Annotated in this window: 22 protein-coding genes; 13 read left to right on the top strand and 9 right to left on the bottom strand. The window is 69.5% G+C overall.

Features of this window, described 5'->3' with window-relative positions; genetic code table 11:
* Nucleotides 1-276 precede the first annotated feature (276 nt).
* The 6 genes from ABD235_RS07980 to ABD235_RS07955 are packed head-to-tail and all read left to right on the top strand — an operon-like array spanning nucleotide 277 to nucleotide 5839.
* Nucleotides 277-1980 carry a nitrite/sulfite reductase gene (locus ABD235_RS07980; protein ID WP_344171536.1) on the top strand — a complete coding sequence of 568 codons (1704 nt, stop codon included), beginning with the start codon at nucleotides 277-279 and terminating at the stop codon, nucleotides 1978-1980.
* Nucleotides 1977-2126: a hypothetical protein gene (locus ABD235_RS07975; protein ID WP_166665480.1), complete on the top strand. Its 150-nt coding sequence runs from the start codon at nucleotides 1977-1979 to the stop codon at nucleotides 2124-2126. The genes ABD235_RS07980 and ABD235_RS07975 overlap by 4 nt, the downstream gene beginning before the upstream one ends.
* Nucleotides 2123-2809 carry a phosphoadenylyl-sulfate reductase gene (locus ABD235_RS07970; protein ID WP_344171534.1) on the top strand — a complete coding sequence of 229 codons (687 nt, stop codon included), beginning with the start codon at nucleotides 2123-2125 and terminating at the stop codon, nucleotides 2807-2809. The genes ABD235_RS07975 and ABD235_RS07970 overlap by 4 nt, the downstream gene beginning before the upstream one ends.
* Entirely contained in the window at nucleotides 2791-3723 is a 933-nt protein-coding gene (cysD, locus tag ABD235_RS07965) for a sulfate adenylyltransferase subunit CysD (RefSeq protein ID WP_425553095.1), read from the top strand. Before ABD235_RS07970 ends, cysD begins: the two co-directional genes overlap by 19 nt.
* Nucleotides 3723-5060 (top strand): sulfate adenylyltransferase subunit 1, encoded by a 1338-nt coding sequence (locus ABD235_RS07960; protein ID WP_344171530.1) that lies wholly within the window; start codon nucleotides 3723-3725, stop codon nucleotides 5058-5060. The genes cysD and ABD235_RS07960 overlap by 1 nt, the downstream gene beginning before the upstream one ends.
* A complete protein-coding gene (locus ABD235_RS07955) occupies nucleotides 5057-5839 on the top strand; it encodes a sirohydrochlorin chelatase (protein ID WP_344171528.1) in 783 nt (260 codons plus the stop codon). Before ABD235_RS07960 ends, ABD235_RS07955 begins: the two co-directional genes overlap by 4 nt.
* Nucleotides 5840-5889: 50 nt before the next feature.
* Here the strand turns inward: ABD235_RS07955 and ABD235_RS07950 are convergent, their stop codons facing one another.
* The 7 genes from ABD235_RS07950 to zapE all read right to left on the bottom strand — a co-directional run bounded on the left by ABD235_RS07950 (nucleotide 5890) and on the right by zapE (nucleotide 11894).
* Nucleotides 5890-6270: a VOC family protein gene (locus ABD235_RS07950; RefSeq protein ID WP_344171526.1), complete on the bottom strand. Its 381-nt coding sequence runs from the start codon at nucleotides 6268-6270 to the stop codon at nucleotides 5890-5892.
* Between the two features lie 4 nt (nucleotides 6271-6274).
* A complete protein-coding gene (gene solA, locus ABD235_RS07945; RefSeq protein ID WP_344171524.1) occupies nucleotides 6275-7348 on the bottom strand; it encodes an N-methyl-L-tryptophan oxidase in 1074 nt (357 codons plus the stop codon).
* Nucleotides 7349-7466: 118 nt separating this feature from the next.
* The gene (locus tag ABD235_RS07940) at nucleotides 7467-8216 is read right to left on the bottom strand and encodes an aminoglycoside 3'-phosphotransferase (protein ID WP_344171522.1); all 750 of its coding nucleotides are present in this window, start codon (nucleotides 8214-8216) and stop codon (nucleotides 7467-7469) included.
* On the bottom strand, nucleotides 8216-9085 hold the full coding sequence (locus ABD235_RS07935) for a PPK2 family polyphosphate kinase (protein WP_344171520.1): 870 nt from the start codon (nucleotides 9083-9085) through the stop codon (nucleotides 8216-8218). The genes ABD235_RS07940 and ABD235_RS07935 overlap by 1 nt, the downstream gene beginning before the upstream one ends.
* Before the next feature lie 62 nt (nucleotides 9086-9147).
* Complete coding sequence (locus tag ABD235_RS07930; RefSeq protein WP_344171518.1) at nucleotides 9148-9882, bottom strand: hypothetical protein; 735 nt, start codon at nucleotides 9880-9882, stop codon at nucleotides 9148-9150.
* Nucleotides 9883-10031: 149 nt separating this feature from the next.
* A complete protein-coding gene (locus tag ABD235_RS07925) occupies nucleotides 10032-10763 on the bottom strand; it encodes a hypothetical protein (protein WP_344171516.1) in 732 nt (243 codons plus the stop codon).
* A gap of 120 nt (nucleotides 10764-10883) precedes the next feature.
* On the bottom strand, nucleotides 10884-11894 hold the full coding sequence (gene zapE / locus ABD235_RS07920; RefSeq protein ID WP_344171514.1) for a cell division protein ZapE: 1011 nt from the start codon (nucleotides 11892-11894) through the stop codon (nucleotides 10884-10886).
* 294 nt (nucleotides 11895-12188) lie between these two features.
* Here zapE and ABD235_RS07915 point away from each other — a divergent pair, with 294 nt between their 5' ends.
* The 6 genes from ABD235_RS07915 to ABD235_RS07890 all read left to right on the top strand — a co-directional run bounded on the left by ABD235_RS07915 (nucleotide 12189) and on the right by ABD235_RS07890 (nucleotide 18530).
* Nucleotides 12189-13511, top strand: coding sequence for an ABC transporter substrate-binding protein (locus ABD235_RS07915; RefSeq protein WP_344171512.1), 1323 nt, complete (start codon nucleotides 12189-12191; stop codon nucleotides 13509-13511).
* A gap of 3 nt (nucleotides 13512-13514) precedes the next feature.
* Nucleotides 13515-14480 carry a carbohydrate ABC transporter permease gene (locus tag ABD235_RS07910; protein ID WP_344171510.1) on the top strand — a complete coding sequence of 322 codons (966 nt, stop codon included), beginning with the start codon at nucleotides 13515-13517 and terminating at the stop codon, nucleotides 14478-14480.
* Entirely contained in the window at nucleotides 14477-15352 is an 876-nt protein-coding gene (locus tag ABD235_RS07905) for a carbohydrate ABC transporter permease (protein ID WP_344171508.1), read from the top strand. The genes ABD235_RS07910 and ABD235_RS07905 overlap by 4 nt, the downstream gene beginning before the upstream one ends.
* A gap of 22 nt (nucleotides 15353-15374) precedes the next feature.
* Nucleotides 15375-16145, top strand: coding sequence for a VOC family protein (locus ABD235_RS07900; RefSeq protein ID WP_344171506.1), 771 nt, complete (start codon nucleotides 15375-15377; stop codon nucleotides 16143-16145).
* A gap of 61 nt (nucleotides 16146-16206) precedes the next feature.
* Entirely contained in the window at nucleotides 16207-17160 is a 954-nt protein-coding gene (locus tag ABD235_RS07895) for an aldo/keto reductase (protein ID WP_344171504.1), read from the top strand.
* Nucleotides 17157-18530, top strand: coding sequence for a GH1 family beta-glucosidase (locus ABD235_RS07890; RefSeq protein WP_344171502.1), 1374 nt, complete (start codon nucleotides 17157-17159; stop codon nucleotides 18528-18530). The genes ABD235_RS07895 and ABD235_RS07890 overlap by 4 nt, the downstream gene beginning before the upstream one ends.
* Here the strand turns inward: ABD235_RS07890 and ABD235_RS07885 are convergent.
* The gene (locus ABD235_RS07885; RefSeq protein ID WP_344171500.1) at nucleotides 18519-19742 is read right to left on the bottom strand and encodes an ROK family transcriptional regulator; all 1224 of its coding nucleotides are present in this window, start codon (nucleotides 19740-19742) and stop codon (nucleotides 18519-18521) included. The two genes, ABD235_RS07890 and ABD235_RS07885, sit on opposite strands and share 12 nt — an antisense overlap.
* A gap of 133 nt (nucleotides 19743-19875) precedes the next feature.
* On the opposite strand from ABD235_RS07885, the gene ABD235_RS07880 reads away from it, so the two are divergent.
* Entirely contained in the window at nucleotides 19876-20865 is a 990-nt protein-coding gene (locus tag ABD235_RS07880; RefSeq protein WP_344171498.1) for a zinc-binding dehydrogenase, read from the top strand.
* Between the two features lie 113 nt (nucleotides 20866-20978).
* Here ABD235_RS07880 and ABD235_RS07875 read toward each other — a convergent pair whose 3' ends face one another.
* Complete coding sequence (locus ABD235_RS07875; protein ID WP_344171496.1) at nucleotides 20979-24290, bottom strand: M28 family peptidase; 3312 nt, start codon at nucleotides 24288-24290, stop codon at nucleotides 20979-20981.
* Between the last annotated feature and the right edge of the window lie 49 nt (nucleotides 24291-24339).

Raw genomic sequence — 24339 nt, 5'->3', positions numbered from 1 at the left:
AGTTGATTTGTCAGCCGCCTGACCTGATCGTTGTGAGCATGCTCGCTGCCCGGTCCACCCACCTCGTAGGTCGGATTCACGTCGACCTCGGGCGGATGCGCAGCGCCATCTGTTGTCCTTCGACGATCTGACAGCCACCCTGCCCGGGCCCCTCACGGCCCCCTGATCACCTGATCACCGCTGGGTGCGCACCGCGCAGACCGGGTCGAACCGACGACGTTTCGAGCCTCCATCGCGAGAGCGCACCTGTCTGGACAGACAAGGACACGCCCCCAGATGACTGGCGTCACCTCTGCTCCCCGCACCGATCCTCCCCGCAAGGCGGCCCGCCCCCGCAAGGGCAAGGGCGAAGGCCAGTGGGCGCTCGGCTACCGCGAGCCGCTGAACAAGAACGAGGAGAACAAGAAGAACGACGACGGCCTGAACGTCCGGGCCCGGATCGAGAACGTCTACGCGCACGGCGGGTTCGACTCGATCGACCCGGCCGACCTGCGGGGCCGCTTCCGCTGGTGGGGTCTCTACACCCAGCGCAAGCCCGGCATCGACGGCGGCAAGACCGCGACGCTGGAGCCCGAGGAGCTCGACGACAAGTTCTTCATGCTCCGGGTCCGGATCGAGGGCGGTCAGCTGACCACCGAGCAACTCGCCGTGATCGCCGAGATCTCCAGCACCTACGCCCGCGACACCGCCGACATCACCGACCGGCAGAACATCCAGCTGCACTGGATCCGGGTCGAGGACGTGCCCGCGATCTGGGAGAAGCTCGAGGCGGTCGGCCTGTACACGACCGAGGCCTGCGGCGACGTACCGCGGGTGATCATCTCCAGCCCGGTCGCCGGCATCGCCGCGGACGAGATCATCGACCCGACGCCGGCCATCGACGAGATCGTCGAGAAGTACATCGGCAGCACCGAGTTCTCCAACCTGCCGCGCAAGTTCAAGACCGCGATGACCGGCCACCCGTCGCACGACGTGGTCCCCGAGGTCAACGACATCAGCTTCGTCGGGGTCGTCCACCCCGAGCACGGCCCCGGCTTCGACCTGTGGGTCGGCGGCGGGCTGTCCACCACGCCGATGCTCGCTCAGCGCGTCGGCGCGTGGATCCCGCTCGACGAGGTGCACCTGGCCTGGAAGGGCGTCGTCAGCATCTTCCGCGACTACGGGTACCGCCGGCTGCGCAACCGCGCACGGCTGAAGTACCTGGTCGCCGACTGGGGCATGGACAAGTTCCGCGAGGTGCTGGAGAGCGACAAGTACCTCGGCCGGAAGCTGATCGACGGGCCCGCGCCCGAGATCCCCGCCGTACAGGGTGATCACGTCGGCGTGCACCGGCAGAAGGACGGCCTGTACTACGTGGGCGTCGCGCCGGTGGTCGGCCGGGTGTCCGGCGCCAAGCTGGCCCAGCTGGCCAAGGTCGTCGCCGCGCACGGCTCGGACCGGATCCGGACCACCGCGCAGCAGAAGCTGATCGTGCTGGACGTCGAGGAGTCGCAGGTCGAGTCGCTGGTCGCCCAGCTCGCCGACCTCGGCTTCCAGGCCCGGCCGTCGGCCTGGCGGCGCAACACGATGGCCTGCACCGGGATCGAGTTCTGCAAGCTGGCGATCGTCGAGACCAAGGCCCGCGCGGCCCAGCTGATCGACGACCTGGAGGAGCGGATCCCCGACCTCGACGTCCCGATCACGGTCAACGTGAACGGCTGCCCGAACTCCTGCGCCCGGATCCAGGTCGCCGACATCGGCCTCAAGGGCCAGCTGGTGATGGACGGCGACGGCAAGCAGGTTCCCGGCTACCAGGTGCACCTCGGTGGCGGGCTCGGCCTCGACGCCGGGTTCGGCCGCAAGCTGCGCGGCCACAAGGTCACCTCCGACGGGCTCACCGACTACATCGAACGCGTCACCCAGAACTACCTGAAAGAGCGGTCCGAGGGCGAGCGCTTCGCCCAGTGGGTCGTCCGTGCCGACGAGGAGGCTTTGCAATGAGTGAACGCGCAGCACCTCTCTACTGCCCGTACTGCGGGGACGAGGACCTTCGTCCGTCGGAGGAAGGGCACGGCGCCTGGGAGTGCCGGCCGTGTGCACGGGTGTTCCAGCTCAAGATGATCGGACTGCGGGTGACGGTGGAATGAGTACAGACCTGAAGACGCTCGCCGAGGAGGCGAACGAACGACTGGCCGACGCCTCGGCGCAGGAAGTGCTGGCCTGGGCGCACGAGACCTTCGGTCCCGAGCTCGTGGTGACCGCGTCGATGGCCGACGGCGCACTCCCGCACCTGGCCGCTGAGGTTGCCCCAGGCATCGATGTGCTGTTCCTCGACACCGGCTACCACTTCGCCGAGACGATCGGGACCCGGGACGCGGTCGCCGCGACGTTGCCGATCAACCTGATCAACGCGACGCCGCGGCAGACGGTCGCCGAGCAGGACGCGACGTACGGCAAGGACCTGTTCGCGACGCAGCCGGACAAGTGCTGCGCGCTGCGCAAGGTCGAGCCGCTGAACCGGGTGCTGTCCGGTTACAAGGCGTGGGTCACCGGCGTACGGCGGGAAGAAGCGCCGACCCGGGCCAACACCCAGGTCGTCGAGTACGACGAGAAGCGCGACATGGTGAAGCTGAACCCGCTCGCCCCCTGGACCCAGGACGACCTCGACGGCTACATCAACGACAACGGCGTCCTGGTCAACCTGCTCCAGTACGACGGTTACCCGTCGATCGGCTGCCAGCCGTGCACGAAGCAGGTCGCCCCGGGCGAGGACCCGCGCAGCGGCCGCTGGGCCGGCCAGGGCAAGATCGAATGCGGGCTGCACACGTGACCGCCGTGAGCTTGCCCCCGGCAACAGTCACCGAGCTGGACGCGCTGGAGAGCGAATCGATCCACGTCTTCCGGGAGGTGGCGGCGGAGTTCGAGCGGCCGGTGATCCTGTTCTCCGGCGGCAAGGACTCGATCGTGATGCTGCACCTGGCCCGCAAGGCGTTCGCGCCGGCCGGGGTGCCGTTCACGCTGCTGCACGTCGACACCGGGCACAACTTCCAAGAGGTCCTCGACTACCGCGACGTTACCGTCGGCGCACTCGGGCTGCGGCTCGAGGTCGCCCGGGTGGAGGACTACCTGGCCGACGGCCGGCTGCGTGAGCGGGCCGACGGCACGCGGAACCCGCTGCAGACGGTCCCGTTGCTGGACGCGATCAACGCGCACCGGTTCGACGCCGTGTTCGGCGGCGGGCGGCGTGACGAGGAGCGGGCCCGGGCCAAGGAACGGATCTTCAGCCTGCGCGACGAGTTCGGCCAGTGGGACCCGCGCAACCAGCGGCCCGAGCTGTGGTCGCTCTACAACGGCAAGCACAAGCCGGGTGAGCACGTCCGGGTGTTCCCGCTGTCGAACTGGACCGAGCTCGACATCTGGAACTACATCGACCGGGAGGAGATCCCGCTCCCGAGCATCTACTACGCCCACGAGCGGGACGTGTTCGAGCGCGACGGCATGCTGCTGGCCGTCGGACCCTACTCTCAGCCGCGCGCCGGCGAGGACGTGACCCGTCGCGTGGTCCGGTACCGGACGGTCGGCGACATGTCCTGCACCGGCGCCGTCGCCTCGACGGCATCGTCCCCGGCCGAGGTGGTCGTCGAGGTCGCCGCCAGCGAACTGACCGAGCGCGGCGCCACCCGCGCCGACGACCGGGTCAGCGAAGCCGCCATGGAAGACCGCAAGCGAGAGGGGTACTTCTGATGAGCACCGCTCACGCCACCGCCGAACTGCCCGACCTGACCCAGCTGGCCCAGCGCCGGTTGTTGCGGCTGGCAACGGCCGGCTCGGTCGACGACGGCAAGTCCACGCTGGTCGGCCGGTTGCTGCACGACTGCAAGGCGATCCTCGCCGACCAGATCGCGCACGTGCAGACCGTCTCCGAGGCCCGCGGCGGCGACTTCGACTTCGCACTGCTCACCGACGGCCTGCGCGCCGAGCGCGAGCAGGGCATCACGATCGACGTCGCCTACCGGTACTTCGCGACCGACAAGCGCTCGTTCATCCTGGCCGACTGCCCCGGACACGTGCAGTACACCCGGAACACGGTCACCGGTGCGTCGACCGCGGACGTCGTGATCATCCTGGTCGACGCGCGGCACGGCGTACTGGAGCAGACCCGTCGGCACCTCGCCGTCGCCGGCCTGCTCCGCGTCCCGCACGTCGTCCTGGCCGTGAACAAGATCGACCTCGTCGGCTACGACGAGCAGGTCTTCCGCGGGATCAGCAAGGACGTCAGCGAGCTGGCCGACCAGCTCGGCATCGCCGACGTCCAGGCCATCCCGGTCTCGGCGCTGGTCGGCGACAACGTGGTCGACCACTCCGCGTCGACCTCCTGGTACGACGGCCCGACGCTGCTGGAGTTCCTGGAGAGCGCTTCCGGGCGTTCCGACGCCTCCGGGCAGCCGCTGCGCTTCCCGGTCCAGTACGTGATCCGCCCGCAGACCGACGACCAGTACCGCGACTACCGCGGCTACACCGGAACAGTTGCCTCCGGCACCGTCTCGGTCGGCGACCCGGTCATCGTGCTCCCGGCCGGACGCCGTACGTCGGTGGCCGGCATCGACCGCGCCGTGGTCAGCGCCACCTCGACCGCCGTCGCCGAACGCGCCTCCGCCGTCGCCGGCGAGGCCGTCACGCTGCGGCTGGCCGACGACCTCGACGTGGCCCGTGGCTCGGTCATCGTCGCGGCCGACTCCTCCCCCGGCACCCGCCGCGAGTTGTCGGCCACCGTGTGCTGGCTGTCGGACCGCCCGCTGTCGGTGGGCGCCCGGCTGCTGATCAAGCACACCACCACGACCGCCCAGGCGATCGTGACCAAGATCAACGGGGTGCTGGACCTCGACACGCTCGGAGTCATCGACGCCGCCGGGCTCGACCTGAACGACATCGGCAAGGTGCAGCTCAAGATCGCCGCACCGCTGGCCGCCGATCCGTACTCCAGCAACAACATCACCGGATCGTTCCTGCTGATCGACGCCCACGACGGGTGGACGTTGGCCGCCGGCATGATCGACGAAGAAGAAGGGGAACTGCTGTGACCGCACCCGCGCTCGTAGTCCTCGCCCACGGCAGCCGCGATCCGCGATCGGCCGCCACCGTCCACTCGCTGGTCAAGTGCCTGCGCGAGATGCGGGACGACCTGCGGATCGAAGCCTCCTTCCTCGACCACTGCCCGCCCACGCCGTACCAGGTGCTCGGCAAGCTCGCCGCCGAAGGTGTCGAGGAGGTCGTGGTTCTGCCGCTGCTGCTCTCGACCGCCTTCCACGCCCGGGTCGACATCCCGGCCGTGATCGACGAGGCCCGGAGCCGGTTCCCTGGTGTGAGGATCATTGCCTCCGACGTGCTCGGGTACGACGAGACGCTGCTCGACGTGCTCGACCGCCGGATGCGCGCCGAGCTCAAGGACGGCCGGGTGCGTGAGCTCGACGCGCTCGTGCTCGCCTGCGCCGGGTCCAGCGACACCCAGGCGAACGCGGCCGTCACCCGGCTGGCCCGCCTCTGGGGTCAGCGGCACAAGCTCCCGGTCACCGCGGCCTTCACCACGGCGGCGTCACCGAGCCCGGCCGAGGCCGTCCTGCAGTGGCGACTGGAGGGTCGCCGGCACGTCGCCGTCGGATCCTTCTTCCTCGCTCCCGGCGTCCTGCCGGACCGCGCGGAAACCACGGCCCGCAAGGCCGGCGCGGTCGCGGTCTCCCAGCCGCTCGGCGTCAGCGCCGAGGTCGCCCGCCTGGTGATGCTCCGGTACGGCGTCGCCGGCCTGGACCTGCTCACGCTGGCCGCTCCGGCGCCGCGCCCGCAGCTGGTCCGCACCGCCTGAGCTGTCCCGAGAACGGCCCGGAGAACGCTCTCTGGGCCGTTCTCGGCTGTTCAGGTCTTCTGGACCAGCTGGATGGGGTTGCCGTCGGGGTCCGCGATCCAAGCGATCCGAAGGACTTCGAGCCAGTCGTGCGGGGCGGACAAGGACGCGCAGCCCGCCGCCGTCAGCCGGGCGTACTCGCCGTCGGTGTCGTCGCACCACAGCACGAGCTCGGCCGCCCGGCCGGTCAGCGACGGTGTCAGCCCGTGGTCCTGCCGGGCCGACTCCACGTCGGCGATGCCGAGGTTGAACCCGTCGAGCACCAGCTCGACGTGCACCGGCGGTCCGTCATCGGGGTACTGGAAGCGCTGCTCGAACCCGAGTCCGAGGTAGAACTCGCGCAGCCGCGCCAGGTCGTCGGAGTAGAAGGTCAGTTGCGGGCTTCGGAACATGCCCTCATCCTCGACCGGCGAACCGCCTCGGGTCCAGGAACCCGGTGTCGCAGTACGGGGTCTCGCCGACGGTGATCTGGGCCAGCAGCTCGCCGAGGCCGCCGGCGTGCTTGAAGCCGTGGCCGGAGTCGCCGCCGGCGATGACGAGCCGGCCGGTGTCGTCGGGGTGGCCGATCAGGAACTGGCCGTCGGGTGAGTCGGTGACGATGCAGGGCAGGAGTTTCACCGGGACCGGGTCGAGGCCCGGGAACGCCTCGGCGACGGCAGCCGAGATCTCGTCGACGTCGCCGCGCGGGTGCATGTAGCGATCGATCTCGTCGGCGTCCGCGAACGGCGTACCGGCGACGCGGCCGTCGTGCTCGAGGCCGAGCTTCACGCCGTACCCGTCGCCGGAGCCGTGGCCCCAGAAGCCGATCCCGCCGGCGCGCTGCCAGATGAACGCGGGAAAGCGCTCCAGCGTGAACTCGTCCGATGCCGGATCCTTCGGCTCGAACCAGTACAACGGCGTACGCCGTGGCACCAGCGGCAGGCCGGGCACGACCTTGCCGAGCCAAGCCCCGGTCGCGACCACAACGCGCTCGGCGCGGATCTCGATCGTCGGCGTCCTCACCAGCACGCCGTCGCTCTCGACCTCCACGGCGGTGACGAGGGTGTGAGCGAACACCTGCGCGCCCAGCTGCCGCGCGGCCTCGACCTGCGCGCGGACGATCGGCTCCGGGAAGCACAGGCCGGCGCCGGGATCCCAGACGCCGACGTCGTCCGCGCCGAGAGCGCCGTACTGCGGTTGGCGGGCGACCAACTGCGAGTGGTCGAGCTGTTCGAACGGGATGCCCGCTTGAGCTGCGGCCGCCAGAGCACCGGCGACGGGTTCGCTGGCCGGCGGACCGGCGTTGAGCGAACCGGTCTGCTCGATCAGCACCTCACCGGTCTGCGCTCCGAGCGCGGTCCACAGCTCGAGCGACTTCTGCGCGATCGGCGGCAGGCCGGGGTGTTCCATGCAGGCGATCCGGAACAGGCGGGTGATCCCGTGCGACGAGCCCAGCGCGTGGCCGATCGCCTGCCGCTCGACGCCGATCACCTTTCACGCCTCGCGCGGCCAGCCGCCAGAGCGCGGCCGACCCGAACGCGCCGAGGCCGACCACCACGACATCCGTGCGCAACGTCTCCATGCCAGCCTCCATGCCAGCCGCCAGGGGTCAGCCCCAGGTGAGCGGATCGAGCAACAGGTAGAAGTCGAGCCGGCGCTGGTCCGGCTCCCCCAGACCGTACTCGCGCAGGAAAGCCTCGGTCGGGAGATCCCACTCGTCGAGCAGCTGGGCGGTCATCAACGCCAGGTCGGTGTAGCGGTCGGCGAGCCCGAGCCGGCCCACGTCGATGAACCCGGTCAGCTCGAGCGTTTCCGGGTCGAGCAGGACGTTCGGCAGGCACGCGTCGCCGTGGCAGACCACCAGGTCCGCGACCTTCTCGGCGTACGGCTGCTCGGCCTTGACCCGCTCCAGCAGCGTCTCGGGCCGTTCCTTGCGCCACTCGTCGTTGAGGAAGTCCGGGTTCACGGCACCACGCCGTACGACGTCCGCCGCCTGGTCGACGACCTCGCCGAGCGGCCGGGAGAACGGGCAGTCGGTCAGCGCGTGCAGCGCCCGGAACGCCGCCGCGAGAGCAGGGAGCGCTCTCTGGCGTTTCTCCAGCGGGAGATCGGCCGCCGCGACGCCCGGGACGGCCGAGGTCACCAAACATGCACCGTCAGCGTCTTCGATCCAGTCCAGGACCTCAGCCCCAGGAACGTCCGTCGAGGCCAGCCAACTCACCCGCGCGCGTTCTTCCCGCAGCTCTTCGATGCCTCGTTCCGGCGCGCACTTTGCGTACGCCGTACCGTCCGAGCGCCGGTACACGTCGGTATCGGACTCTCCCGACGCAACCGGCACCCACTCGCCAGCCGGAAGCATCAGGTGGTCGCCAGCCGGGCCTTCTCGGCTTCCACGTCGAACTCGGCGGCCGGCCACTGCGGGTCCATGTCGCGCAGGGTCTCCAGCAGGAGGGTGGTGACGGCCCAGTTGCGGTACCACTTGCGGTCGCTGGGGATCACGTACCAGGGCGCGGACGGGCCGTTGCAGTTCTCCAGCGCCGCCTCGTACGCCTCGGCGTACGCCGGCCAGAACTCGCGCTCGTCGATGTCGCCCGGGTTGTACTTCCAGTACTTGGTCGGGTCGTCCAGCCGGGCCTCGAGGCGTTCCTTCTGCTCGTCGGCGGAGGTGTGCAGGAAGCACTTCAGCACCGTCACGCCGCTCTCGGCCAGCTCCGCCTCGAACTCGTTGATCTGCTCGTAGCGCCGGTTCCAGACCGGCGGGGCGACCAGGTTCCGCACGCGGGCGATCAGCACGTCCTCGTAGTGCGAGCGGTCGAAGATCCCGATCATGCCCGGCCCCGGCAGCGCCTGCCGGATCCGCCAGAGGAACCCGCGCCGCTTCTCGGCCGGAGTCGGCGCCTTGAACGACGTGATCCGCAGCCCCTGCGGGTCCATCAGCCCCGCGCCGTGCCGGATGACGCCGCCCTTGCCGGACGTGTCCATCCCCTGCAGGACCAGCAGCACGGACCGGTTGCCGCCCTTGCGGCCCTCGGCGAACAGCCGCTCCTGCCAGTCCGACACCTCGGCCCCGAGAGCCTCGAGCGCGACCTTGCCGTCGTCCTTCGAGCCATCGAATCCGGTCGTCGCGCGCGTGTCGTAAGCGCTCAGCTCAACCGGCCCCACCGGCACCCGCAACGCGTCCAGCAACTTGTCGCCGGGTGCACTCCCGTCAGCCTTCTTCTTCGCCATGACGACATCCTGCCCCATCCCCACCGGCAAACCGGTGAGGACAGGGCAGGATCAGTACGACGTCAGCGCGTGGTGACCGCGCTGCCGAGGTCCCAGCTGATCGAGGTCGAGTACAGCGAGAACCGGTAGTCCCGGACCTTGCTGTACTTGTACGAAAGGCTGACCTCACCCTTCGAGTTCGTCCACAGGCCACCCTTGAGGGTCTGCCAGGTGGTCGAGCCCTTTTCACGGAACTGGAAGACACCGGCGGCGGACCGCTTGAAGTAGCTGTTGTTCGACACCGAGTACAGCAGCGAGGTGCCCTTCAGCGTGACGACGTCACCGGTCCGCGACGAGGAGATCCACGCACCAGCGGCAAGCTTCACCGTGACGGCGACCTTGTTCTGGGTGTTGGTGGTCTCGTCGGGGTTGTAGCTACCGACGCCGTAGAACTCCTGGACGCCGATCGGGTGGTTCGACGGGACGTACCACGAGCCGTCGCCGAACTCGTACTCCTTGTCGAAGATCACCTCGTTGACGATGCCCTTGCTCGGGTGCCGCAGGTACCAGCCCGAGTCCGGGTCCGCGTTGGCCGTGCAGGTGCCGCTCAGCTTGCCGAACAGCGTCAGCTCCGGCCGGCCGATGGCGACCCGGGTCGGCACCGACAGGTTGCAGGTGCCGGCCGCGTCCCGCGCGGACGACGAAGCCTTCGGCGCCCAGTGGGCACCCGGCTCAGGCCGAGCAGCCGACGCGGAGAGCGGGGCTACTGCGGCGAGGCCGACAACTGCGACGGCAGCCGTCAGCGTACGACGAATCATTCGATGTGCTCCTTGGTGTCATGCGTGGATGGCACTGGGACCCCCCTCAGCACCGACGATGCCCGGAGCGTAGTGGCCGGGAGGGGTCCTCCCGGCCGTCGCACCGCCGAATGAGACAGGGCTCACCGGCGGATTGCAGCTTGTTGCAATCAGCGGGTGGTGACGGCGCTGCCGAGGTCCCAGCTGATCGGGGTCGAGTACAGCGCGAAGCGGTAGTCGCGGACCTTGCTGTACCGGTACGAGAGCGTGACCTCGCCCTTGGAGTTCGTCCACAGTCCACCCTTGAGCGTCTGCCAGACCGTGGAGCCCTTCTCGCGGAACTGGAAGACGCCGGCCGCCGACCGCTTGAAGTAGCTGTTCGTGGTGACCGAGTACAGCAGCGACGTGCCCTTCAGTGTGACGACGTCGGCCGTGCGCGACGACGAGATCCACGCGCCGGCCGCCAGCTTCACCGTGACCGGGACGTTGTTCTGGGTGAACTCGGTGCCGTCGCCGTTGATGCTGCCGATGCCGTACCAGGTCTGGGTACCGATCGGGTGGGTGTCCGGCACGGCCCACTGGCCCTTGCCGAGCGGGTCGACCGGGTCGAACAGGATCCCGTTGACGTCGCCGAGGCTCGGGTGGTGCAGCAGCCAGCCCGAGGTGTTGTCCGCGACGTTGCAGCCGCCGGACCGCTTGCCGTACAGCGTGATCTCCGGCTTGCCGATCGCGACGCGGGTGGGCACCGACAGCGTGCACTCACCGGCGGCCTCGGCCTTGACGGCCGGGCCTTTCAGGCTCGGCGGCATCACCGGGCCGGGGCGCGCGGCCGAAGCCGACAGCGGCGCGATGGCCGCCAGGCCGACGACCGCCACTGCGGCCGTCAGAGTACGACGAATCATGCGATGTGCTCCTAGGTGTCAAACGCGGATGGCACTGGGACCCCCCTCAGCACCGCTGTCGGTCGCACGTTAGTCACCCAGGGGTTCTCCGGCCGGAGCTGTTGCGCACCGGCCGAATGGTCAGTCCATTCCGGCGTGGGCCAGGGCGATCAGGCGGGAGAGCGCGCGCAGGTACTTCTTGCGGTAACCGCCCTTGAGCATCGGGGCCGGGAAGAGGCGGTCCAAGGGCAGGCCGCTGTGGATCAGGGGGATGTCGCGGTCGTACATGCGGTCGGCGAGGACGACCAGGCGCAGCGCGATGTTCTCGTCGGTGAGTTCGCGCAGGTCCGTGATGCCGATGGTCTCCACGCCGTCGAGGAAGGCGCCGTACTTGCTCGGGTGGAGCTCGCCGAGGTGGTGGTACAGGTCGACGAAGTGGTCGCAGGAGGTGTTCGGGCGAGCGGCCGCGGCCTGTTCGACGGCGGCGTCGGTCCACGGTTCGGGGGCGACCGGGAGGCCACGGTGGCGGTAGTCGGGGCCGTCGATCCGGCGTACGTCGAAGTGCCCGGCCAGGGCCTGGATCTCGCGGAGGAAGTCGACGGCCTGGAACCGGCCCTCGCCGAGCTTGTCCGGCAGCGTGTTGGAGGTCGCGGCGAGCTGGACGCCGGCGTCGACGAGCTGGCGGAGCAGCCGGGAGATCAGCACGGTGTCGCCGGGGTCGTCGAGCTCGAACTCGTCGATGCAGATCAGCCGGTACGCCGACAGCGCCTCGACCGCGTTCCGCATCCCGAGCGCGCCGACGAGGTTGGTCAGCTCGACGAACGTGCAGTACATCTTCGGCCCGGCCGAGACGTGCCACAGCGAGGCGAGCAGGTGCGTCTTGCCGACGCCGAAACCGCCGTCGAGGTAGATCCCGGGCTTGAGCGTCTCCGCCGGCGCCTTCCGCCGCCACCACGACTTCTCCCGCCGCGGCTCGGCGAGCACCTTCCCGCGCTCGACCAGGACGCCGAGCACCTCCGCCTGACTCGGCTCCCCCGCCGCCGGACGGTACGTCGCGAACCGTACGTCGGCGAACCGGGGTGGCGGCACGCACTCCGAGAGCAACCGGTCCGGACTCACGTCAGGCTGCCGCCCGACCAACCTGATCGCCATACCGGCAACCCTACGATTCCCCACCCATCCGTAATCCGGAACACCCCCATCCGCCTCCACCGCATTCCCCCCGATCCCTCACCGACTACCGGCCCTCGACCAGCTTCGCGCCTCCCGCCCCGTCCCTCACCCCACACAACGCCTCCCGAAGCCCGCACAAAAGCAACCCCACACCGGCCGCCGCCGGCCTGCCGTCCTCCATCGGCCCTTCCCGAACTCTTGACTGCTTTCTTACTTTTAGTTAGGAAGTTGTCAACGGGGACCGCAGCCGAGCTGAACGAGCGAGGAGTCAGCATGCAGGGTGATCGGCAACTCCCATCCACACCGTTTCGACGACGGACCCTGCTCAAGGGCGCGCTCGGCGGGGCCGCCGCGCTCGGGCTCGGGTCCTCGCTGGCCGCCTGCAGTGACGACGGCGGGTCGAGCAGCAGCGGCGGCAAGGCCGTCGTCCGGGTCTGGTCCTGGTACAGCGACCAGGAGGACCAGTTCCCGAAGCTGATCGAGAAGTTCCAGGCCGCGCACAGCAACATCACCATCGAGAACCGGATCTTCGGCACGCCCGACCAGTACCTGCCGGCCCTGCAGGCCGCGGTCGCCGGCGGCGACGTCCCGGAGATCTTCGCCCCGCACACCCGGGCGCTGACCTACGGCACCGGCGGTGTCTCGGCCGACCTGAAGAAGGACCTCGGCGACGACTTCCTGAAGGACTTCTTCGACTCCGCGAACCAGGAGTACACCCTCGACGGCAAGCAGTACGCCGTCGGCTGGATGGCTCAGACCTTCGGACTGTTCTACAACCCGGACCTGCTGAAGAAGGCGGGCGTCGGCGAGGACGAGATCGAGACCTGGGACGACCTGATCGCGGCCGCGGCCAAGATCCGGGCCATCGGCAAGCATCCGGTCGCGCTCAGCTGCAACCCGACGACCAGCTCGCTGGACTTCTTCCTGCCGCTGCTCACCCAGGTCGCCGACGACCCGACGTTCTACCTCAAGCTCGACCAGCTCCAAGACGGCCTCACCTACGAGGACCCGAAGGTGGTCCAGGCGCTCGAGCTGAACCAGAAGATCGTCAAGGGCGGCGTCTTCCAGCCCGGTACGACGGGCACCAGCGGCGACCAGGTCCCCCAGATCTTCTACACCGAGAAGTCGGCGATGCTGTTCAACGGCTCGTGGTCGCCGCAAGGGCTGTCCAAGGACGCTCCCCCGGCGTTCGCGAAGAAGTACAAGGTGATGAAGACTCCGGCGATCGCGCCGGGCAAGCGGCACTGGTGCGCGAACCAGGCGGGCGCCGGCTGGGCGGTCTCGGAGACCAGCAAGAACAAGGACGCCGCGCTGGAGTTCCTGCGCTTCCTGTACTCCGCCGACCAGTACTCCCCGACCATGAACGACTCGAACTCGATGCCCGCGACCAAGAGCGCCGCGGCCCGGATCGAGCTGCCGATCATGAAGCAGATGACGTCCTGGCTGCTCGACGGCGACGGCTGCCCGCACATCCCGTTCGGGCCGGGGTCGGTGGCCGCCGGAGATCCGCTTTCCAAGATCTTCGACGGCACCGGCGAACCGGCCGCGGTCGCCAAGGAGATGCAGCAGGCGGTGCAGAACGCCAAGGGCGGCTGATCGGTGGCGACCGCAACTGCTGCCCGGCCGGAGAACGCCTTCGCCGAGACACGTCCCCGCAGAAGCCGCTTCGGTTCGCCGCTGCGCAAGTCCCAGCGCGTCGCGGGCTACCTGTTCGTGCTGCCCACGTTCGCGCTGTTCCTCGGCTTCGTGCTGTGGCCGATCCTCCGGACGACGTACCTGAGCCTCACGCGCTGGGGCGGGTTCGGATCACCACAGTTCATCGGGCTGGACAACTACAGCCGGATGCTCGGCGACCCGGTCGCGCGGCGCGCGCTGGTCGTGACGCTGGTGCTGACCGCGGTGACGACGGTGATCCTGACCTTCCTTGGTCTGCTCACCGGCGTCCTGGTGAACGTCGTGTGGAAGCACGTCGGAGTGCTGGTCCGGACCATCCTGTTCATCCCGGGCATCGTCTCGTTCGTGGTGTCCGGGGTGCTCTGGAAGCTGATCTACGACCCGAACATCGGCACCCTCAACCAGTTGCTCGGGGCAATCGGTCTCGACTCGCTGCAGCATCCCTGGCTGGCCGACTCCCGGACGGTGCTGCCGGCCATCATCGTGGTGACGGTGTGGGGTGGCCTCGGCTTCACCATGCTGATCTTCTTCGCCGGCATCCAGGGCATCGATCCCAGCCTGTACGAGGCTGCCGCGGTCGACGGCGCGAACTCGGTCCAGCAGTTCTGGAACGTCACCGTGCCGAGCCTGCGCGTCGTCACCGGCCTGGTCGTCAGCCTCGGCCTGCTGAACGGGTTCAAGGCCTTCGACATCATCTACGTGATGACGGGCGGCGGCCCGAACCACGGCAGCGAGGTCCTCGGGACGTACCTGTACTCGCTCGCCTTCGGCTCGACGTCCGGGTCGATCCCGCAGCTCGGGTACGCGAGCGCGTTCAGCGTCGTGACGATGATCCTGTGCACGATCGCGGTGATCGCCCAGCTGTGGCTGACCAGGAGGACGGACCGATGAGCGCATCCACCGTCGAGCAGGACCGGCGTACGGCGGAACAGCACGTGCCGTTCCGGTTCCCGCTCGGGAAGAGCTTCGCGGCGTTCGTGCTGGCGCCGTTCTGCGTGCTGATGGCGTTCCCGTTCGTCTGGATGCTGCTGACCTCGCTGCGCGAGCCGAGCACGATCTTCGGCGGGCCGATCATCCCCGACAAGCTGACCTTCGCGGGCTACTCGACGGCGTGGACCAAGATCGAGTTCCCGCTGCACTTCTGGAACAGCGTCTGGATCACGTCCGTCACGGTGGTCGGCGTACTGGTCTTCGCGACGCTCAGCGGCTACGCGTTCGCCAAGCTCGACTTCCCGTTCCGCAACACGCTGTTCGTGCTGCTGCTGACCACGCTGATGATGCCGTCGACGGCGCTGATCATCCCGCTCTACCTGCAGCTCAAGACGCTCGGGCTGCTGGACACCCAGACCGGGTTGCTGGTGCTCTACATCTCCGGGTCCGCGCCGTTCGCCATGTTCCTGATGCGGGCGTTCTTCCAGACCCTGCCGGACGAGCTGATCGAGGCCGCGCGGGTCGACGGCGGCTCGGAGCTGGTGATCTTCTGGCGGGTGATCCTCCCCCTGACCCGGCCCGGGATCGCGACCGTGGTGATCTTCCAGTTCCTGCAGACCTGGAACGAGTTCCTGATCGCGAACACCGTGCTGCGCGACACCGACGCGCTGCCGCTGCAGCCGGTGCTGTTCACGCTGATGGGCCAGTACTCGACCAACTGGCCGGCGCTGACCGCCGGCCTCACCCTGTCGGTCGTCCCGGTCGTGCTCGTCTACGTCCGGATGCAGCGGCAGTTCGTTGCCGGGATGATGCTCGGCGCCGTCAAGAACTGACTCCCCCCACCGAAGGAGATCCATGCCGATCAAGAACGTCGTCGTCAACTGCACCGACGTGCAGCGCTCGGTCGAGTACTACGGGAAGTTCCTGGAGCTGCCGCTGATCGGTGAGGCCACCGCGGACCGGGCGGTCCTGGACGCGGTGACCGCGACCGTCGAGCTGCGCCTGGTGGAGCGCGGGCGGGAGGCGAGCACGTGGGTCGGCGACGACCTGCAGAAGGGGTTCCGGCACGTCGGTTTCAAGGTCGACCGGCTCGACGAGCGGGCCGCCGTCCTGAAGGCCGCCGGGGTCGAGTTCAAGCTCGACCCACTGGACGCCGAGGGCGCCGTCCGGATCTGCTTCTTCTTCGACCCCGACGGGACGCTGCTGGAGATGATCCAGGGGGATCTCCAGTACGCCGCCGTGCTCGACGAGGACGGGGTCGCGAAGGAGCGCGCGCTCGGCGTACCGGCGCGGCCGCGGTTCGACCACGTCGCGGTGACGGTCGAGGACCGGGAGCGGACGCACGAGTACTACCGGGACCACCACGGCTTCTCGTTCATCGGCACGATCGAGCAGCCGCACGACCCGCGGGGGTTCAGCATCGGTTACCTCAAGGGCGGTGACACGGTGATCGAGGTGTTCACCTACGACCGGGAGAAGTCGGAGCGGGAACCGCAGCTCGACGTGGCCGGCTTCTCGTACGCCGTACTGGCCGGTGACGCCGCCGAAGGGCTGCGCGCGACGACCGCCCCGGACGGAACCCGGGTCCACGTGGATCCGGACGGTTTCGCGTTCGCCACACGGTGACTTAACCGGTTAGGCTACGCACCACGGACCTCGTCGCCCTCTCCCCCGAAAGCTGGTCCTCGTGACTGATCCCTCGACCGACGACTGGCTCCGGCCGCTCGGGTCCACCGGACTGACCGTGTCCGCCGTCTGCGCCGGTGGCGCCCTGCTCGCGAGCATGCCCGAGGTCTTCGGGTACGAGGTGAGCCGGGACGAGGCCGTCGCCGTGATCGACCGGGTCTTCGACGGGCCGCTGCGCTGGATCGACACCTCGAACGGGTACGGCGCCGGCGAGAGCGAGCTGCGGATCGGCCAGGCGATCGCGGCCCGCGGTGGACTGCCGGACGGCTTCCTGGTCGCCACCAAGGTCGACGCGCTCGGCGACGACTACTCGGGCGACCGCGTCCGGGCGAGCGTCGCCGAGAGCAAGGAGCGGCTCGGGCTGGAGCAGCTGCCGCTGGTGTACCTGCACGACCCGGAGTTCCACGACTTCGCGAGCATGCGGGACGCGGTCGACACGTTGATGAAGCTCCGGGCCGAGGGCGAGATCGGGCACGTCGGCCTGGCCGGCGGATCCGTGCACGAGCTGTCCCGGTACCTCGACCTCGGCGGCTTCGAGGTGCTGCTCGTGCACAACCGCTGGAGCCTGCTCGACCACAGCGCGGAGGCGCTGATCGAGCAAGCACTCGCCGGCGGTCTCGCGGTGATCAACGCCGCGATCTACGGCGGCGGGATCCTGGCGAACCCGCAGGGCGGCCTGCGGAAGTACGGGTACCGCCACGCTCCGGCGGAGGTGCTCGACGCGGTCGCGCGGATGGACCAGGCCTGCCGTGAGTTCGGGATCGACCTGTCCACGGCCGCTCTGCAGCACTCGGTGAACGACCCGAAGATCACCGGCACCGTCGTCGGCTTCAGCAAGCCCGCGCGCGTGGACCAGCTGGTCGCGGCGCTGGAGACCGAGATCCCGGCCGAGCTCACCGCTCGCCTGGCCGAACTGATGCCCGACCGTACGCACTGGCTGGAAGGAACCCGATGAGCAACTCCGCAGGCGGCCGATCCGCGTTTCCGAGCGACTTCGTCTGGGGAGCGGCGACCGCGTCGTACCAGGTCGAGGGAGCGATTCGCGAGGACGGGCGGGGGCCGAGCATCTGGGACACCTTCGCGGCGACGCCGGGCAAGATCGCGGACGGCGAGACCGGCGAGGTCGCCGACGACCACTACCACCGGTACGCCGACGACATCCGGCTGCTGGCGGACCTCGGGCTGAAGGCGTACCGGTTCTCGGTGGCGTGGCCGCGGGTGGTGCCGGCCGGGAGCGGCGCGGCCAACCAGGCGGGGCTCGACTTCTACCGGCGGATCGCCGAGACGTGCCTGGCGAACGGCGTCACGCCGTACGCGACGCTCTACCACTGGGACCTCCCCCAGCCGCTCGAGGACGCCGGCGGCTGGCTCGTCCGCGACACGGCCGAGCGGTTCCGGGACTACGCGGCGATCACGCAGGACGCGCTCTCCGACGTGGTCTCGCACTGGATGACGCTGAACGAGCCGTGGTGCTCGGCGTTCCTCGGGTACGGCAACGGCGAGCACGCGCCGGGCCGCGTCGAGGGGGCCGATGCACTGAAGGCGGTGCACCACCTGCTGCTCGGGCACGGTCTGGCGGTGCAGGCGATCAAGACGCCGTCGAACACCGTCGGGATCGCGCTCAACCCCGCGCCGGTGTACGCCGCGTCGTCGTCGGACGCCGACCGGGACGCACAACGCCGGGTCGACGGGCTGCGGAACCGGATGTTCCTCGACCCGCTGCTGCTCGGGAAGTACCCGGCCGATGTCCTGGAGGACACCGGCACGGCCGAGTGGTTCAGCCGGTTCGACGCCGACCTGCCGCTGATCTCGGCGCCGCTGGACTTCATGGGCGTCAACTACTACTGCCCGTCGACGGTCGCCGCGCCGGCCGACGGTGAGTTCGCCGCCCCGGGTGAACCGACCACCCAGCCCGGCAGCGAGAAGGTCGTTGCCGTCGACACCGGTCTCGACACGACCCAGATGGGCTGGGGCATCGACCCGAACGGCCTGCGCGACATCCTCGTGCAGATCAACACGATGGCGCCGGAGCTCCCGCTCTACGTCACCGAGAACGGCGCGGCCTACCCCGACGAGGTCACCGTCGACGGCACGATCGAGGACGCCGAACGCCAGTCGTACTTCGAGAAGCACCTGGCCACGGCTGCCGAGGTGGTCGCCGACGGCGTGCCGCTGAAGGGCTACTTCGCCTGGACCCTGCTGGACAACTTCGAGTGGTCGTGGGGCTACACGCGGCGGTTCGGGCTGGTGCACGTCGACTACAAGACGCAGCAGCGCACCGTCAAGAACAGCGGGCTGTGGCTGAAGGAGTTCTTAGCTCGTTAGCGCGCGGTTCGACGTCTGGTGCGGCGTCAGCTGGCTGTGCAGGACCAGCGATGCCGCACCGAGCGCTGCCGCACTCGGACCCAGCTTGGACAACTCCACGCGGGTCGGGTGGATTGCGCGAACGAAGGAGAGGCGGTTGATCTCCTCCGTCGCGGCCTGCACGTACAGGTCGCCGGCCTCACTGAAGCCGGGGCCGGCGAGGATGATCTGGGACAGGTCCAGCAGGTTGGTGATCGACAGCAAGGCCTTCGCCAGGTAGCGCGCCGACTGCTGGATCAGCTCCAGGCAGCGTGGATCGCCTTCGGTGGCCCGGCGGGCGATGCGGGCGAAGTCGGTCCGGACCGAGGAGCGCTTTCCGCGCAGGTCCTTGGCGAGGGTCGGGTCCTGCTGGGCCAGCTCGACGACACGGGCGGGCGCGGCCAGCGCCTCGAGGCAACCGCGTCCTCCGCACCAGCACTCCGGCCCGTCGACGTCCAGGACCATGTGTCCGATCTCGCCGACGTTCGAGGACGAGCCGCGGTAGACGTCCCCGTTGGTGACCAGGCCGAGGCCGAAGCCGGCGGCCAGGTACAGGGTCGCGAAGTCGTTGGCCGACGGGATGCGGCCGGCCCAGAACTCGCCGATCGCCGCGCAGGTCGAGTCGTTCTCGACGACGACCGGGTGCTCGATCGCCTGGCTGAGCTGGCCTTGGACCGCGAACGGCTCCCACGCGTAGCGCTCGCGGTCGGCCCGGAGCAGCGACGATCCACTCCCCTGCCGGCCGGCCAGCGCGACCCCGACGCCGACCAGCGTCGTGGGCTCGACACCGGTCCGCTTGATCAGGTCCTCGAGCTCGTCGACCAGGCGGGTGATGACCGTGGCGGGCGTGTCGCGGCCGATGCCCTTCGACGCGAGCTGCTCGATGACGCGGCCGTTCATGTCGGTCACCACGTACGTCGTACTGAGCGTGTCGACCGAGATCCCGACCGCGTGCCGGGCCCGCGGGTTGAACTGCAGCAGCGTCGCGCGCTTGCCGCCGGTCGGGTCGCCCAGACCGGTCTCGACGATCAGCCCCTCGGCCAGCAGCTGCTTCACCACGCGCGAGATCGACGCGCCGGTCAGCCCGGAGCGGTCGGCCAGCGCGACCCGGGTCACGGTGCCGCTGGAACGGATCAGGTCCAGGATCGCACTGTGCGTCTCCTGGGCCGTCGCACCCTTCAAGATCTTCGCCACGTCGCTCCCTCCCTGCCCGCACTTTAATACAGAAGGTAACGAAGTGGTGGGAGTTGACCTCAACCGAAGTTCAGCTCCTAGCGTCGGGAGCACAGTCCAGACAGGCAGCACAGTTCAGAGAGGGAGTGCGCCGATGCGGGCGATCCGCTTGTACGAGTTCGGTCCGGCCGAGAACCTGATCTTCGAGGAGGTGCCCGACCCGGTCCCCGCGGCCGGTGAGGTGCTGATCGCGGTCGAGGCGGCCGGAGTGCATCTGCTGGATACCGCCCTCCGGAAAGGTACGGCGGCCGGCGGGCCGGTCGCTCCCCCGACGCTGCCGACGATCCCCGGACGGGAGGTCGCGGGGCGGGTCGAGGCCGTCGGCGCGGACGTCGACGCGTGCTGGGTCGGGAAGCGCGTCGTGGTGCATCTCGGCCCGGTGCCCGGTGGGTACGCCGAGAGAGCGGTTGCTCGGGCCGAGTCCCTGCACGAGATCCCCAGGCACGTGAGTGCTGCTCACGCGGTCGCGACGATCGGTACCGGCCGGACGGCGATGGGGATCCTGGAGCAGGCGGCGATCACCGCGGACGACGTCGTACTGGTGACGGCGGCGGCCGGTGGGATGGGGAGTCTGTTCGTCCAGAGCGCGCGCAACGCCGGCGCGACGATCGTGGGTCTGGCCGGCGGGCCGGAGAAGACCCGGCAGGTGCGAGAGCTGGGTGCGCAGCTCGTTGTCGACTACCGGCAGCCGGGCTGGGCGGAGCAGGTGCGGGAGAGCATCGATCCGGGCGAGAGCGCGGGCCGGGGAGTGACCGTGGTCCTGGACGGCGTCGGTGGCGAGGTCGGTCAGCAGGCGTTCGAGCTGCTGGGGATCGGCGGGCGGATCCTGATGTTCGGCTGGTCCGGTGGCGGGCCGGTGGAGCTCACCACCGCCGACCTGATGCAGCGAGGGCTCAGCGCGACCTGGGCGATCGGCCCCAAGCTGATGCACCGGCTGCGGGAGCTGGAGACCAAGGCGCTGGAGGAAACGGCCGAAGGGCGCTGGCTGCCGCTGGTCACCAGCTTCCCGCTGGCCAAGGCCGCCGACGCCCACCGTGCGCTGGAGAACCGTGAGACCGCCGGCAAGGTGGTCCTGGGCACCTAGACCAGGAATCCCCCTGCGCCTCAATGCCGGGGAGTCCGGATCTTCGCCGGCGGCCTCACGGGGTGCGGGCTCCGGGCCGCCTGGTGTGCGGTCCGGAGCCCGTCAGCCGCGGCTTACCAGATCGAGTAACCGAAGGTGGCACTACCAGACGCCCCACCACTGTCGGTCGCCGTCACCGTTGCCGAGTAAGACCCGCGGCTGGTCGGTGTCCCCGAGATCACTCCGCTGGAGCTGATCGACAGGCCCGGGGGCAGCCCTGTCGCGCGGAAGGTGACCGGCTGGCCAGAGCTGGCCGTTGCCCGGATCTGCAACGGGAAGCTCTGGAAGCCGACGAACCCGTACTGGCCGCCCGGGTTCTGCACCGTCACCGTGCCGGTCGACGTACCGGTCACCGTGAGGCTGAAGGTCACCTCGTGGCTGACCGCGCCGGTGCCCTTGACCGTCACCTGGTACGTCCCGGCCGGCGTTGTGGCCGACGTCGCCAGGGTGAGGGCTGAGGTGCTCCCGGACGTCACCGAGGACGGCGAGAAGGAGGCCGTCGTACCGGAGGGCAGTCCGCTCGCCGCGAGCTGCACGGTCTGCGCGTCACCGCTCGTGGTCGCCGTCCGGACCGTCGTCTGCGCCGAGCCACCCGCCGCCACCGACCGCGAGGCCGGGTCGAGCGACAACGAGAAGTCGTTGCCGGCCGGCGGGGTCTCCCCTACCGCGAGCTTCCACAGCCCGTACGCCGCGGCGTCGGCACTGCGATCGAGCACGGTCGCGTTGATGTTCGACGGGTACTTGTCGCAGGCGCTGTGGTAGCAGGGGTCGTACGCCGAGCCCGACGTACCGCCCCACTTCTGCGCCTGCGCCGTGGTCTTGCGCGCACTCGCCCCGGCGGCCACGCCGCTGGTCGGGATCCCGGCGTTCTTGAACGACGCGTCGTCGGAACGCCCGGCGCCCTCGGTGTTCTCCTCCGGCGCCAGGTTCAGCCCGGCGTAGAACTCCTTCAGCACGCTGCCGGTCGCCGTGGTGATGTTGTTGACGAAGTACCCGGCGTTGGTCGAGGCGACCATGTCGAAGTTCAGGTACGCCTTGATCTTCGAGCGCTCGGTCGAGGACAGCTGGCCGACGTAGAACTCGGAGCCGTTCAGGCCCTGCTCCTCGTCGGTCCACCAGCCGAACCGGACGTGCTTGGCCAGCGTCGGGTTCTTCGCCGCCAGTGTCAGCGCGGTCTCCAGCACGACGGCCGAGCCGGACCCGTTGTCGTTGCTGCCGGCCCCGGCACTCACGCTGTCCAGGTGCGCGCCGAGCATGACGACCTGGTTCGCGTCCCCACCGGGGAAGTCGGCGATCAGGTTGTCCGACGGGTACGTGCAGTTCGTGCACCGCTGCTTGGCGACGGTGAACCCGGCGGCCCGCAGCTTCTGCTCGATGTAGTTCACCGAGGCCGTGTAGCCGGCCGAACCGGCGCGCCGGTTGCCGCCGTTGTTGTCGGCTGCCTGCTGCAGCGCGACCAGGTGCGCCTTCACCTTCTCCACGTCGACGTCCGGCACGCCGGCGGGCGGGGCGGTCCCGCCGACGGTCAACCGGTACGTCGCCGTCCGGTCGACAGCCGTTCCGTCACCGGTGACGGTCACGGTGTAGCTGCCCTCCGGCGTACTGGACGACGTGCTGATGGTGAGCGTCGACGAGTTGCCCGACTGGACCGACGCCGGCGAGAACGACGCGGTGGCGCCGCTCGGCAGGCCGGACGCGCTCAGCTGCACGGTCTGCGCCGAGCCGCTGCCGATCACGGTGTTGATCGTCGCGGTCGCGGACTCGCCGGGCTTGACCGACCCGCTGGCCGGGGAGACCGACAGCGTGAAGTCGTTGCCGCTCGGTGTACAGGTCGCCTCGCCCGACTGGGTGCCCAGGGCAACGGCATCCCAGGCGGCCTTCACCTTGGCGTGCAGCGCGCAGCTGGCGTCCAGGTTCTTGGCCGCCGCCAGCGTCGCCACCCGCCACTTGGGGTAGCTCATCCCGGAGGTCTTGGCGAGCATCGTGTTGTAGAAGACCTTGCCCGCCTCCTTGTGCCCGATGCCGGTCAGCGTGCTGTTGTTGCAGGTCGGGCTGGTCGGCTTGCCGTTGCCAGGGTTGCTGCCTTCGGCCAGGAGGTAGAACCAGTGGTTCATCGGGCCGGCCGCGGCGTGCACCGACGACGGCAGGCTGGTCGAGTAGCAGTTCGGGTGGCCCGAGATCTTGGCCGGCTCGTACATGTACCGGATCGGCCCGGCGCCCTGCAGGTTGATCTCCTCGCCGACCTCGTAGTCCGGCGGGTCGTTCGGGTTGTTCAGGAAGTGCTCGGTCAGCGTGCCCCAGATGTCCGCGACCGCTTCCTGCGACGGGTGGCCGGAGATGCCGCCCGGCGTCTTGGCGTCCAGGCCGTGCCCGTACTCGTGGGCGACGACGTCGGTGCCGGTGATCCACTGCCGGTTGTTGTTGTAGCCGAAGACCACACCGTCGGGGTTGCTCTGGTGACCCCAGTACGCGTTGACGTCGCCCAGCCCGACCAGCGCGTCGGCCCACTTGCCCTGGCCGTCGAGGCCGTTGCGGCCGTACCAGTCCTTCAGCATGTTCCACTCACCGGTGGCGACGTACATGACGTCGACGCAGCCGGCCTCCTTGTCGGTCTTGGAGGTGCTCCCCCAGACGTCGTCGGAGCCGGAGTAGACCGTGCCGGTGCTGTAGTCGGCGCAGCGCAGATTCGGCCGGCCCGGGTCGGCCATCGTGTACGACGAACCGCTCTGCGTCGTACCGAACGACAGGTTGCCGCCGTTCCAGACGCCGGTCCCGGTGCCGGAGGCGGTCTGCTCGATCGCGTGCACGACCTTGCCCGTGCGCGCGTCGACGTACACCTTCTGCCGGCTGTCCTCGCCGTGGTCACGGCCCTGGACGATCGACTCCCAGGCCAGCACCGGCTTCGCGCCGCCGGCGTACACGACCAGTGTCGGGTCACCAGGGACGGCCTTGGCCTGGTCGAGCGCCTTCAGCGCGGCCTTCTCGGCCGCCGCCTTGCTGACGACCGGGTGACGGTTCACGTCGATCGGGCGCTGCTGGGCGACGGAGATGCCCCGGGTGTTGCCCTGGGCATCCGTCGTGACGACGAAGTCGCCGCCGATCACCGGGAGGTCGTAGTACGTGCGCTGGTAGGCGACGTACTGCAGACCCCACGGCGTACTGATGTCCTGCTGGCGGACGAACTGGTCGCCGGGGCTCGCCTTGAGCTCGGCGGCGCGACCCTCGACCAGCCGGTCGGCGGTCGCCAGGGCGGCGGCGCGCGGATTGACCGGTGGGTCGGCCTGGGCGTCGGCTGCGGGGAGCCTGGTCGCGACCACCGCTGTGGCGGCGGCCGCGAGACTCAGCACGCAGCCGGCTGCGACAGTGCGCAGGGCTGTGCGTTTCACGGGGACACTTCGTTTCTTCATGTGTACGGCCTCACTGAAAGGGGCGGGA

The sequence above is a fragment of the Kribbella lupini genome (genome assembly GCF_039529595.1).
Classification (GTDB): Bacteria; Actinomycetota; Actinomycetes; order Propionibacteriales; family Kribbellaceae; genus Kribbella; species Kribbella lupini.
This window is presented reverse-complemented; position numbering and strand designations above follow the sequence as displayed.